This is a genomic window from Microbacterium mangrovi (assembly GCF_000802305.1).
Lineage (GTDB): Bacteria > Actinomycetota > Actinomycetes > Actinomycetales > Microbacteriaceae > Microbacterium > Microbacterium mangrovi.
Genome location: NZ_JTDK01000013.1, coordinates 21,194 through 32,651, shown reverse-complemented (window position 1 = coordinate 32,651; position 11,458 = coordinate 21,194). Strand labels below are relative to the sequence as shown.

The following is an 11,458-nucleotide window of genomic DNA, read 5'->3' as shown; positions in this document are numbered from 1 at the left end:
GGGGGGGGGGGGGGGGGCGGGTCGTCGTGTGCGTCAGCCGTGGCCGCCGCCGTGCCCGTGCCCGTGCCCGTCACCGGTCCCCGACGGGCTCGGGCTCGGACTCGGACTCGAATTGCCGCCGTTCCCGCTCCCGTTCCCGTTGCCGCCCCCGCCGGACGCAGCGCCCGAACCGTCGCTCGGGCTGATCGTGACGCGCCGGCCAGCGCTCGTGACGCCGGGTGCGGGGTCCTGCTGCGCGATCGTGCCCGCCGGCAGGCCGGAGCTGACCGGCGCGCTGATGACCCAGCCGAATCCGGCTTTCAGCAGAGCCTGGATCGCATCCCCCACGCTCATGCCGACCACGTTCGGGACGGACTTCTGACCGACCCCGGTGAGTTTGGGATCCGGTGGGGGGAAGCTTCCGCCCGGATACCACTTGTCGATCGCACCCTGGATGTCGTGGGCCAGCGCGTAGCGGATGTTCCACAACAGCGTGCCGCGGTAGTAGTGCAGGTCCATCCGCGGCGCGCTGTTGGTGTCGGAGCTGATGCCGCCCCAGGCGCCGACCCAGTTCGCCGTGGTGACCGCGGTGCTCGACGTGTCGAGCCACGTCTCGAACGACTGGTGCGTCCCGGTCTTGCCGATCAGCTCGGTGCCGTCGTTCGGGTTGCCGAGCGCGCCTGTTCCGCCCGGCGACATCGGGCCTTTGAGGGCATACGCGGCGGTGGCTGCGATCTTCGGGGCGATCACCTGCGTGCAGGTGGTCTTCGGGATCGGCAGCGGCGTGCCGCCGGCATCGGTGACCCGGTCGATCACCTTGGGCTGGCAGTGGATGCCCTTGTTCGCGATCGTCGCGTAGGCGGCCGCCATCGCCAGCGGCGACACGTTGTCGGACCCGAGGACTTCGTACGGCGACGGGTAGCCGCCCGGGCTGGATTTGCCGCCCGAGGTGGAGAGCGGGATCGGGGCGCCGTCGCCGAGAGTCACACCGAGACTCGCCGCCGTCTTTCCGATCTCGCACAGGTCGAGCTCGTGCGCCATTGCCCAGAAGCCGGAGTTCAGCGAGATCTTCGTGAACTCCAGCGGCGTTCCGAACCTGCCCGCCTCGTGCTGGAAGTTGCCGGGCTGATACCCCGTGGGCTCGATCAGTCTCCCGCGTGGCAGACACGAATCGTGCCACCGGAAGAAGGACTGGTGGTTGCCGTTGACGATCTCGTTGAGCGGATGCCCGTCCTTCAGCCACGTGAGAAGAGTGAACAGCTTGAACGTCGAACCCGCGTTGAAGCCGCCGGACGCGCCGTTCTTCGCATCGCCGGCGTAGATGACCGTCTGGTACCCGTCCTTGTTGCTGGTGTCGCTGTACTTCGTGTTCTGCGCGATCGCCAGCACGCGACCCGTCGTGGACTGCAGACTCACCGACGTCGAGCCGAGCCTCATATAGGAGACGTGGGTCGGCACGTACGCGTCCTGGGCATCCTGCGCCGCCTTCTGCACCCGCGGGTCCAGGGTCGTGTAGACCTTCAGGCCGCCCTTCTGCAGCATCCGTCCCCGATCGGTCGCCGTCGCACCGAAGGCCTTGTCGGCGAGGATCGTGTTGCGCACGTACTGGCAGTAGTAGGGAGCGACCGAATAGGCGCAACCGAAGGACGGCTGGGTGATCTTCGGGACGATCGGCGCGATCGCGGCGTCGTTGTACTGCTTCTGGGTGATCTTGCCGTCCTTGAGCATCTGCCCGAGCACGTAGAGTTCCCGTTGCTTGGTGAGCGAGTAGCCCGTGATCTTCACGGCATCCTTCGGCGCGGATGCCGGGTCGACCATGTCGTAGTGGTCGCCGACCTGGACGAGCGCGATCTTGTCGTTCTTGCCGTTGACCGCCTTGCCGTTCACGGTGGCGGTTCCGCCGGGCAGGTCGATCCGGTACGTGTTCGGGTTCTGCACCATGCCGGCCAGGATCGCCGCCCGGGCCAGGGTCAATTTGCTGGCGGGCACGCCGAAGTAGTACTTCGCCGCCGCGTTGATGCCGTAGGTTGTGCCGCCGAAAAGTGCGATGTTCAGGTAGCCGAGCAGGATTTCGTTCTTCGAGTACTTCTGCTCCAGCGCGATCGCGTAGCGCATCTCCTGGATCTTGCGTTGGATGCCGGCCGTGCCGGTCACCCCGGCGGCCTGCTGCCAGCACCTGTTGGCGGCATCCACGCTGTTGCCGGTCGCGTTCCAGTCGCACTGCTGGATGAGCACGTTCTTCACGTACTGCTGGCTGATCGAGGAACCGCCGCGCGAGCTTCGCCCCGTGATGTTCGAGATCAGTGCGCTCGTGGTGCCGACCGGGTCGACGCCGCCATGCTCGTAGAAGCGTTTGTCCTCGCTCGAGAGGATCGCGTCGTACATCACCGGTGCGATCTGACCCCACTTCACCGGAGACCGGTTCTGGTCGTAGAACTTCGCCAGCACGACCTCTTGATGCGTCGTCGGGTTCTGGTAGTACAGCGTCGACGGGAGACTGATCTTGTCGATGGTCAAAGCGCTCGGGAGATCCTCGAACAGGGTGATCGCGCGCGTCGCCGCGGAACTGGTCACCGTCACGGCAGGCGTCACCAGCACTGTCACCAGGATCCCGGCCAGCACGCTCAACCCCACGAGACCGAACAGGCCTCCCAGGACACCGGCAACTGTCCGCTTCTGGGACATGCGGTCAATCTAGGCACGTCGACAATGGGGACCCTGCACAGACACTCCCGGTATCCTGAACGTTTGCTTTCATTAGGAGATGACTGAGCCGAAAGCTTCGCTGCGTCGGGCGGATCACGGCGCCGAGTGCGCGTCCCTTTGGCAAGCTTCCCGCTCCGCGTCAGCTATCGTCCCAGTGCAGGCCGAACCGGCGGAATGCCTCCTGCAGCTCATCGAGCTCGGGGGTGACCTGTGCGGGCTCCTGCGTGGGCTCGAGCTTGGGGCTGCGCGGCGGATCGTCGGGGCGCTCGAAGACCGCCCACATGCGGATCTCGTCGCCATGTCGGGAGTTGAACCGCACGCCGTCGACCAGGTCATCTCCGTCATAGCCGAGGTCGAACAGCCATCGCGCGATCGAACGCGTCAGCACGCGGTCACGCGCATCCTTCAGCACCGCCGAATCGATGTCGCCTGCTCCGATGCCGTGATCGGCGAATGGGTAGTGCGCGATGAGGGCTGCCATGGTCCGCGAGTGGGTGACGTAGCAGTAGCGACCGGTCTGCCGCGCGGAGCCGTACTGGCGATTCTCGACCCAGCGGTATCCCACGGCGCCGACAGCGGCCTCGTGGAACCTCCCCACGCTGCCATCGTCATCCTCGATCTGATCGAGTTCGTCGAGCAGCGATCGACTGGGACGGAACCGCGCCAGTAGTTCGAGGAAGCAGCCGAGGAGTGTGTCGGCGGTGTAGAGCGTCCGGAACTCGCCGCTCTGGTCATCCCACCGGCCACTGAAGCGGCCCTCGTCGTCGGCGTACCTCCACGGCGTCCACGCCCACATGTCGGGGTCGAAGCCGACCCGCCAGACATCGCCGAGATCGTCGGAGGGCTCGATCTCGAGATCGGGCTGCGTCATCCGATATGCGCGAACGACTTCGCGGCCGTGATTACGTCGCGCGCCGCCTTCATCTGGTCACCCTCGCGCAGAACCTGGGCCGGTGCTTCATCATTCAACGCGGGGTTCATCCCACGGAACCAGGATTGCACCGTCGTTGCGTCGTAGCTCTCGCGCAACAGGGCCGCGGCGTAAAACGCGTCACGCAGTCGCTGCTGATCTGCTTCGCTCGGCTTGCTCGCCCCTTCGGCCCATGTCGACACCGACCGAGCCGACTTCACGCCGCCGATGTAGGCGACGACCCGCACTCCGAGAATGTCTCGCAGCTGCGAGACGAGTTCAGAGAAAGGAAGACGGATCGAATCTTCGTGTGCACGTAGCCCTGGCCGCTGATCGTGTCGAACGGTGGTAGCCATACAGAGAGTGTACGTCGGAAGCCGACGCTAATACACCCCGAAAGTGCATGCGAAACTGCATGGTGGAACGCCGCTATCTCCGTCGTGTCGCATGCGGGCGACTCGCTGCGTCGGGCGGATCGTTGCGGTGCGGACGGTGGCGGCGCACCATGAGTGCATGGACATCGCGGAGTGGTGGCCCCGTCTCGACGAGAGCAGCAGAGAGTGGCTCATCGAGCACAACGGCGAGGCGGTATCGCCGGACGTGCGCCAGGCGATCACCGCCGCCGGCGGGGTGGTGACATCGGATTCCTGGTGGGTCGATCAGGACGGGCCGGAGGGCTTGTTGCTGTCGGATGCCGCGATCGATTGGATCGAGGAGAAGGCGAACGGCGAGTAGCCCGGAGAGCCGGCGACGTGAGGATGGACGAGGCGGCCGCGCGGGCGCGCCTGGCGGCGGCGCGCGTGGCGAGGCTCGCGACGGTGGGGGACGACGGTCGACCGCACGTGGTGCCGATCACCTTCGCCGTCGAGGACGACCTCGTCTTCACGGCCGTCGACCACAAGCCGAAGAGCACCCGGCGACTGCAGCGACTGCGCAACATCGCGCGCAATCCGCGGGTGGCGCTCCTCGCCGACGAGTACGTCGACGACTGGACGCGGCTGTGGTGGGTGCGGGCTGACGGGGTGGCGACCGTCGTCGAGGATGCCGAGAGGATGCGGCATCCCATCGACGCCCTCGTCGCGCGCTATCCGCAGTATCGCGAGCACCGCCCGGAGGGCCCGGTCATCGTGATCCGGGTGGATGCCTGGAGCGGGTGGGCCGGCACGGGGCATCCGCCGATTGTTTCCGCCGTGTGAAGTCTTCTCCAGCCTCTCGACCCGGCGACGCCGCGGATCTAGCATGCGGACATGACAGCATCCCCCACTGTCGGTGCCTCCGCCGCGCCGAAACCCCTGTCCGTCGAACCCGGTGGGATCGAGGCCATCCCGCCCGATCGTCGGCACGGGTCGCCGTGGCAGCTCTTCTCCACCTGGACGGCACCGAACCTCGAGTTCGCGACGGTGTTCGTGGGGGTGATCGGCGTCGCCTTCTTCGGGCTCGACTTCTGGTCGGCGGTGGCTGCGATCGTCCTCGGAAACGCCCTCGGCTCGATCAGCCAGGGCATCCTGTCGACGTGGGGTCCGCGCGAGGGGCTCGCGCAGCTCGTCCTCAGCCGCACCGCCTTCGGCCTGCGCGGCAACATCCTGCCCGCCGGGCTCAACACGGTCATGGCCGGGCTCGGGTGGTTCGCCACCAACTCCGTGAGCGGCGCGCTCGCGCTGACGGTGCTCACCGGGATGCCGGCGTGGCTGTCGCTCATCATCATCGTGGCGGTGCAGGTGCTGCTCGCCTTCGTCGGCCACGACCTGGTGCAGTGGTTCGAGCGGTACGCCACCTACGTGCTGGGAGCCATCTTCGTGGTGGCGGTCGTCACGATCTTCCTGAACGTGAACGTCAACGCGCCGATCAAGGGCCACGCGTTCAACTTCGCGGGCTTCACGCTCACCGCCGCGGCCGCCTTCGGGTACGCCGCCGGATGGAACCCATACGCGTCGGACTACAGCCGCTACCTGCCCAAGGACGCCAGCCCGAAGGCGATCGCCTGGGCCGCCGGCCTCGGCGACTTCATCGCGTGCACCGTCCTCATGGCGGCGGGCGCGGCCGTCGCCCTGCTCGCCGGATTCGATCCGGCCGACCCCACCGCCGGCTTCGTCGCGCCCATGCCGCCGATCATCCGCGATCTGACGCTCGTGGCGATCGCCATCGGCGCCATCGCCGCCAACGCCCTGAACATCTACTCGGGAGCGATGTCGTTCCTCGCTGCCGGCGTGAGGATCAACTTCGGGCTGCGCCGCGCGATCGTGGCGCTGGGCTTCGGCATCCTCGGATTCCTGATCGCGCTCGCCGCCATCCTCAACGCGTCCTTCGGCCAGTGGTACGAGAACTTCCTGCTCGTGATCGCGTACTGGATCGCGCCGTGGCTCGGCATCGTCTTCGTCGACCGGTTCCTGCGTCGCGGCACATCGATCGCGGAACTCGTGCCCGACGCCGCGCGGTACCGCAACGCCGCGGGGATCGTGTCGATGCTCATCGCGGGGGTGATCTCGATCTGGCTGTTCAGCAACCAGAGCTTCTACACCGGCTTCGTCGCGAAGATCCTGCCGATCGGCGACCTCACCCCGCTCGTGGGCTTCGTGCTCGCCGGGGCGCTGTATCTCCTGTTCTTCCGGGCGTTCAAGCCGGCCCTCGGCGGCCCGCTCGCCGACGAGCCCGACATCGTCATCGGGGTGGATGCCGCCGACACCGTCGCCTGACCGGGCCGGAGGCTCAGGCCTCCGGCCGGGCGAGTTCGTCGAGGTGGCGCGAGAGGATGTCCGGCGCCGGCGTCGCTCCCTGCGGGTTCCCGCCCCAGAGACCGTGCATCGCGACTCCGTCGAGGAGTGCGCGGAGTCGTCGCGCTTCGTATTCGGGATCGCGGTCCTCGCTCAGCTCACCCGTGTGAACGAGGATCTCGATGGCGGATCGGCAGGCTCGGTCGACGGCCGCGCTGAGGTCGATCGCCGCCGGACGAAGAGCCGCATCCGTCACCGAGAGGATGCCGAGTTGAACCTGTGCCAGCAACTCGGTGCGACGCTCCGCGTCCAGGGGCAGCAACTGCGCGAGCAGCTCGTCGACCAGGGCTCGGCCGGTGAGATCGAGAGCGCTGATCCTCGCCGTGACTCGTTCCTCGATGAGTTCGAGGCAGTACACGCGCAAGGCGTGCTGCGTGGGGAATGCCCGTCTCAGCGAGGCCGCGGCGATTCCGGCTTCGGCCGCGACGCCACGCACGGACAGACCGGCGAGGCCAACGCGTTCGAGGACGCGCAGGGCGGCGGACGCGATCTGCTCGGTGCGCTCTTCGGTGTCGATCCTGCGCGGCATGGTCACGCACCCAGAGTGGTGCTCTGCCGGGCGGCAGAGGGCTTCCTCGGCCACACCGTGTAGCTCAGTGCCCAGAGGACGTCGATGGCGAGGATGACTCCGAGGATGCCGAACCAGTTCGACAGCGCCGCTGTTCGCTCGGCGTCGTCCACGAGCAGGATGATCGAGCCGAGGATCGCCGCGGCGATGACGACGGCGAGGGTCGTGAGCAGGACGTCTCGCCAGCACTTCGCCGTGTAGCGGGCTCCGGTGAGCCGCTCGGGCGCGGGGCCCCCGGCGAACCGATGTGTGAAACGCGCGTCGGCCCAGGCGACCATGCGCTTGCCGTAGGCGACGGAGAACCCGATGTAGATCGCCGCCAGGCCGTGCTGCCACGACGCCGTGCCCCCGCCGAGCAGGTCGACGGCGACGAGCACGAGCAGGACCGCATCGATCACCGGGGCGAGGACGAGCAGAGCGGCACCGAGGCGGGGCCGGTGCAGGAGATAGCGTGCGGCGAGCCCCCCGAGGATCGCCACCCAGAACGCGACCTCGCAGATCACCAGTGCCGTCAGGATCATGGGCCGGCCTCCGTTCGTTTTGTTAGTACGAGTGTACTCAATAGAGTCACAGAACGACACGTCCGGAAACCGTTCGGCACACTGCCGCCCCGGCATCCACCCGCGACGCTGGACGGGCGTAGCGTCGCGGCATGAGCACGACACAACGCACCGAGACGGTGCTCGCAGTGGAGGATGCGCCGCCTTCGGTCTCCGACGCGGATGCCGAATCCGCCGCGCCGGCTCAGCCCCAGTTCGGGTCGGTGCTGGCCGCGCACTGCGCTCAGCTTGCGGCGCTGTGCCGCTGAGAAGTGAGCTCGGCCGCCACGCTGCGTGAAAGGGCCGGGTCGACGGCGTGCCAGTAGCCGAGCGCCCGCACGATGAGACCGGCATCCGACACGGGGCGAAGATGGGCGGCGATCGTCGCGGCGAGCCGAGCTCGGGCGGCGTCGTCCAGCACGTCGCGGACGAACGCGCCGGCCTGACCGAAGTCGTCCGTCGGCCACGTTCGCGGCGCGACCGGCCAGTCCGTCACCGGTTCGGTCGGCCGGCGCCCCACACGGTGCTCCGAGAAGAACGGGTAGCCGACCGAGCGCGCGCGCAGGAGCGGATCCGGACTCGGCTCGATGCCGGGAACGAGATTGGTCGGCGAGAATCCCACCCCCTCGATGTCTGCCTGCTCGTCGTCGGGGAGCCGATCCAGCACCAGCCGTCCGATCCGGCGCAGCGGACACCCGGACTTCGGCCACACCTTCGTCGCGTCGAACGGGTCGAACGCACACGCACGCGCATCGCCCTCGGCCATGATCTGCACGAAGACCGTCCACGCGGGCTCGTCGCCGCCCTCGATCGCAGCTCGGAGGTCGTCGCGGTAGTAGTCGACCTCCGCCTGCGGGATGCCGGCGGCTTCACGCTCGCTCAGCCAGCGGTGCCCCTGGTCGGTGCGCAGGTGGTAGCGCACCCAGAACCGTTCGCCCTGCTCATTCCGCCAGGCGAAGGTGTGCACCCCGAACCCGTCGAGGTGCCGCCAGGATGCCGGGATCCCGCGGTCGGCGAGCAGCCAGGTCACCTGGTGGGCGGTCTGCGGCGTCCGCGTGTAGAAGTCCCAGAGCCGCTCGTGGTGGTACAGGTTCTCGTCCGAGACCAGATCCTGCGCTCGCACCAGCGAGGCGAACTTCGCATCGTCGCGCAGGAAGAACACGGGGGAGTTGTTGCCGACGAGGTCGTACTCGCCGTCCGGGGTGAAGAACTTCACGGCGAAGCCGCGCACGTCCCGCCAGCTGTCCGGGCCTCCGAGAAAGCCCAGTGTGCGCGAGAACCGCACGGCCACCGGGGTGCGCGCGCCGGGCTCGAAGAGGCGCGCCCGGGTGAAGGCGCGCACATCCGCCTGGGTCTCGAAGAACCCGAGCGCCCCGCCGCCTTCCGAATGCCGGATGCGGCGGGGCGTCGTGCGCGGCCCGGGGGAGACGGTGCTCACTCGTCCGGGGTGATCGACACCCAGTCGTAGAACGCGATGAACCCGGCGATCGGCTCGAACGCGGGAAACGGGTCCGGGTACGACCACGCGACGGGACGCGCCTGCGGGTCGCCGGCGAGGGCCCAGTACTCGCTGGCGACGCCCTTGAACGGGCAGAAGCTCGTCGAGTCGAGCGGCACGAGGAGGTCCAGGCGCACGTCGTCGCGGGGGAAGTAGGCGCGCGTGGGCACGTCGACTTCATGGAGTTCGATCACCCGGTCGCTCGCCGCCAGGACGACGTCTCCGTGGCTCACCCGGACGGGGACGGGCGACGAGGCAAGGTGGACGAGGTCGGGTGACGGCTCGGCCGGAGTCACCACGACATCAACCTTCTCGTCGTAGAAGGAGATGAGCCCCTCGATGGTGGCCACGCTCTCGAAGGGCTCCGGGTACGACCAGGCGATCGGATCGGACGACTCGTCGCCGGCGAACGCCCAGTAGTCGCTCGCGCTGCCCTTCCACGGACAGAAGCTGGACTGGTCGATGCTCTGCAACAGGTCGAGCCGGACATCCTCGCGCGGCAGGTAGTAGCGGTCTGCATGGTTGCGCTCGCGAAGCACCGAGGCGCGCGACGAGGCCGCGACCTGCTCGGATCCGCGGCGGACCGTGACGGTCCCGGTGAACGGGGTGATCTGGATCTGTCCGGCCGGGGTCGGCCGCTCCTGCTGAATCGTCGGCATCGTCGTGCTCCAATCGCGTTGTGGCTGCGGATGCCGCGGGTCTGCGGATCGCATTGGCGCGACTCTCGCAGACGCGCTCCACGCCCTGATCGTTCGTGACGTTTTGCAACGAAGCGTGACCGATCGGGCGTCATTCTCGACGCAGTTCGACCTCTCCCGTCACACAGTTGCCGCCCCTTCGACGAACCAGGATCGTGGGTCGACATCAGCGCCGCCGGCGTTTCAGACCTCCCGCATGACAGCCCCCGCGCATCGGCGCAGAACGGAGCCCCCGAACATGTCCGCCCCCCGACTTCCCCTTCCCGGACGGATCGCCGCCGCGTCGGCCGCGGTCCTGCTCGCGGCCGTGACGCTCAGTTCCTGCGCGGACGGGACCACCGCCGCCCCCGCCTCCTCCTCGAGCGCCGCCGCCGGTGGCAGGTACGTGATCGGCTCGACCGAGCCCGACGGCAACATCTCGCCCGTCACGACGGCGGACGGCAACTCGATGACCATCGTCAGTCTCGCCAACTCGTCGCTGGTCGAGGTGGACACCGCCGGAAAGCTGGTGCCGCAGCTGGCGACCAAGTGGTCCGCATCCGGCGACGGCCTGACCTGGACGATCACCCTCCGGAAGGGCGCGAAGTTCAGCGACGGCTCCCCGGTCACGGTGAAGGATGCCGTCGACTCGTTCACCAGCCTCCTCGCGCCGAACAGCCAGTCACCGGCGAAGAGCAGCTTCACCGGGATCGTGAAGTCGGTGGCGGCCGGAAGCGGCGACTCGACCGTCGTGTTCCGGCTCGAACGGCCGTACTCGGACTTCCCGTACCTGCTTGCCGGGGCGAACACGTACATCCTCCCGTCGGGCGTGAACGACGCGGACTGGATCCACCACCCGGTGGGCGCGGGCCAGTTCGTGCTCGAGAGTTACACCCCCGGCCAAGGCGTGGTCTACAAGAAGAACCCGAACTACTGGGATGCCGCCAACGTCAAGCTCGACGGCGTCGACATCAAGTTCTACGCCGACCAGCAGTCCGAGCTGCTCGCGTTCCAGAGCGGCGAGATCGACTCGATCGAGGCCGGAAGCCAGGCCACCGCGTCGCTGAAGAGCGCCGACTACCGCGAGGTGAAGTCGGGGTACGTGAAGTTCGACGGAATCGTCTTCAACGTCACGAAGGCCCCGTTCGACGACGTCAAGGTCCGTCAGGCGGTCGCCTGGGCGCTGGACCGCAAGGCCATCGTCGACACCGTCTACGGCGGGGCCGCGAAGGTCGCGAACGACGTGCCCACCTTCCCCGACTACCTCATCCAGCCGACCGGTCTCACGACCCGGGAGAAGGACCTCGCCAAGGTGAAGTCGCTGATCGGCGACCGCAAGATCGCCTTCACGATCACCACCTATCAGGGTGAGCAGACGCTCGCCGAGCTCGTCCAGCAGCAGCTGAACGCGACCGGCAACTTCACGGTCAAGCTCGACATCAAGACCCCGGCGGCCTACTACGCGGACGGCGCGAGTACTCCGTGGCTCAACGCGCCGGTCACGATCACCGACTGGGCGGAGCGGCTTCCGAGCCAGTACATCGGACTGCTCTACGCGAAATCGAGCAGCTGGAACGCGTCGCACTATTCGAACCCCGCGCTCGAGAAGCTCGCCGCAAAGTTCGACGCCACCACCGATCCCACCGAGCAGCAGAGCCTGGCGAACCAGATCGCGGCGATCGAGTAGACCGACGTCCCGGTGATCGCGCCGGCCTTCGAGGAGTCCGACACCCTCCTGAGCAAGAAGGTGCAGGGCGACTTCCGCAGCTCCCGCGCGTGGAGCCAGGACCTGCGCGGCATCACCGTCGCC

At 67.9% G+C, this 11,458-nt stretch carries 12 protein-coding genes; 5 read left to right on the top strand and 7 right to left on the bottom strand.

The genetic code is table 11. The features are described 5' to 3' along the window. Positions 1-33 precede the first annotated feature (33 nt). The 3 genes from LK09_RS14185 to LK09_RS14175 form a co-directional block, all read right to left on the bottom strand. Positions 34-2,664, bottom strand: coding sequence for a transglycosylase domain-containing protein (locus tag LK09_RS14185; protein WP_039400760.1), 2,631 nt, complete (start codon positions 2,662-2,664; stop codon positions 34-36). A 160-nt stretch (positions 2,665-2,824) separates the two neighbouring features. Continuing rightward, the gene (locus LK09_RS14180) at positions 2,825-3,556 is read right to left on the bottom strand and encodes an RES family NAD+ phosphorylase (protein ID WP_052226798.1); all 732 of its coding nucleotides are present in this window, start codon (positions 3,554-3,556) and stop codon (positions 2,825-2,827) included. Continuing rightward, positions 3,553-3,951, bottom strand: coding sequence for a hypothetical protein (locus tag LK09_RS14175; protein WP_039400757.1), 399 nt, complete (start codon positions 3,949-3,951; stop codon positions 3,553-3,555). Before LK09_RS14175 ends, LK09_RS14180 begins: the two co-directional genes overlap by 4 nt. Before the next feature lie 157 nt (positions 3,952-4,108). On the opposite strand from LK09_RS14175, the gene LK09_RS14170 reads away from it, so the two are divergent. From LK09_RS14170 to LK09_RS14160, 3 genes are read left to right on the top strand one after another with little or no spacing between them, the layout of a single operon-like run. Then, positions 4,109-4,330 (top strand): hypothetical protein, encoded by a 222-nt coding sequence (locus LK09_RS14170; RefSeq protein WP_039400754.1) that lies wholly within the window; start codon positions 4,109-4,111, stop codon positions 4,328-4,330. A 23-nt stretch (positions 4,331-4,353) separates the two neighbouring features. Continuing rightward, positions 4,354-4,791 (top strand): TIGR03668 family PPOX class F420-dependent oxidoreductase, encoded by a 438-nt coding sequence (locus LK09_RS14165; RefSeq protein WP_039400752.1) that lies wholly within the window; start codon positions 4,354-4,356, stop codon positions 4,789-4,791. Between the two features lie 51 nt (positions 4,792-4,842). Next, positions 4,843-6,288, top strand: a complete 1,446-nt coding sequence (locus tag LK09_RS14160) for a purine-cytosine permease family protein (protein WP_039400750.1) — start codon at positions 4,843-4,845, stop codon at positions 6,286-6,288. 13 nt (positions 6,289-6,301) lie between these two features. Here the strand turns inward: LK09_RS14160 and LK09_RS14155 are convergent, their stop codons facing one another. Next, positions 6,302-6,895 (bottom strand): TetR/AcrR family transcriptional regulator, encoded by a 594-nt coding sequence (locus LK09_RS14155; RefSeq protein ID WP_039400747.1) that lies wholly within the window; start codon positions 6,893-6,895, stop codon positions 6,302-6,304. Positions 6,896-6,897: 2 nt separating this feature from the next. Then, entirely contained in the window at positions 6,898-7,455 is a 558-nt protein-coding gene (locus tag LK09_RS14150) for a hypothetical protein (RefSeq protein WP_039400745.1), read from the bottom strand. A 131-nt stretch (positions 7,456-7,586) separates the two neighbouring features. On the opposite strand from LK09_RS14150, the gene LK09_RS21540 reads away from it, so the two are divergent. Beyond that, entirely contained in the window at positions 7,587-7,742 is a 156-nt protein-coding gene (locus LK09_RS21540; RefSeq protein WP_156138828.1) for a hypothetical protein, read from the top strand. Here the strand turns inward: LK09_RS21540 and LK09_RS14145 are convergent. Together LK09_RS14145 and LK09_RS20840 are read right to left on the bottom strand one after the other, a co-directional pair. Continuing rightward, the gene (locus tag LK09_RS14145) at positions 7,718-8,911 is read right to left on the bottom strand and encodes a catalase (protein ID WP_052226797.1); all 1,194 of its coding nucleotides are present in this window, start codon (positions 8,909-8,911) and stop codon (positions 7,718-7,720) included. The genes LK09_RS21540 and LK09_RS14145 overlap by 25 nt on opposite strands. Further along, complete coding sequence (locus LK09_RS20840; protein WP_052226796.1) at positions 8,908-9,630, bottom strand: DUF427 domain-containing protein; 723 nt, start codon at positions 9,628-9,630, stop codon at positions 8,908-8,910. The genes LK09_RS14145 and LK09_RS20840 overlap by 4 nt, the downstream gene beginning before the upstream one ends. A gap of 277 nt (positions 9,631-9,907) precedes the next feature. Between LK09_RS20840 and LK09_RS14130 the strand changes: the two genes are divergently transcribed. Continuing rightward, a complete protein-coding gene (locus tag LK09_RS14130) occupies positions 9,908-11,335 on the top strand; it encodes an ABC transporter substrate-binding protein (protein ID WP_156138827.1) in 1,428 nt (475 codons plus the stop codon). Positions 11,336-11,458 lie beyond the last annotated feature (123 nt).

What these genes read in the sequence shown, in the direction of transcription:
- LK09_RS14185 (WP_039400760.1), bottom strand. Translation starts at nt 2,664, where the DNA reads ATGTCCCAGAAGCGGACAGTTGCCGGTGTCCTGGGAGGCCTGTTCGGT.
- LK09_RS14180 (WP_052226798.1), bottom strand. Translation starts at nt 3,556, where the DNA reads ATGACGCAGCCCGATCTCGAGATCGAGCCCTCCGACGATCTCGGCGAT.
- LK09_RS14175 (WP_039400757.1), bottom strand. Translation starts at nt 3,951, where the DNA reads ATGGCTACCACCGTTCGACACGATCAGCGGCCAGGGCTACGTGCACAC.
- LK09_RS14170 (WP_039400754.1), top strand. Translation starts at nt 4,109, where the DNA reads ATGGACATCGCGGAGTGGTGGCCCCGTCTCGACGAGAGCAGCAGAGAG.
- LK09_RS14165 (WP_039400752.1), top strand. Translation starts at nt 4,354, where the DNA reads ATGGACGAGGCGGCCGCGCGGGCGCGCCTGGCGGCGGCGCGCGTGGCG.
- LK09_RS14160 (WP_039400750.1), top strand. Translation starts at nt 4,843, where the DNA reads ATGACAGCATCCCCCACTGTCGGTGCCTCCGCCGCGCCGAAACCCCTG.
- LK09_RS14155 (WP_039400747.1), bottom strand. Translation starts at nt 6,895, where the DNA reads ATGCCGCGCAGGATCGACACCGAAGAGCGCACCGAGCAGATCGCGTCC.
- LK09_RS14150 (WP_039400745.1), bottom strand. Translation starts at nt 7,455, where the DNA reads ATGATCCTGACGGCACTGGTGATCTGCGAGGTCGCGTTCTGGGTGGCG.
- LK09_RS21540 (WP_156138828.1), top strand. Translation starts at nt 7,587, where the DNA reads ATGAGCACGACACAACGCACCGAGACGGTGCTCGCAGTGGAGGATGCG.
- LK09_RS20840 (WP_052226796.1), bottom strand. Translation starts at nt 9,630, where the DNA reads ATGCCGACGATTCAGCAGGAGCGGCCGACCCCGGCCGGACAGATCCAG.
- LK09_RS14130 (WP_156138827.1), top strand. Translation starts at nt 9,908, where the DNA reads ATGTCCGCCCCCCGACTTCCCCTTCCCGGACGGATCGCCGCCGCGTCG.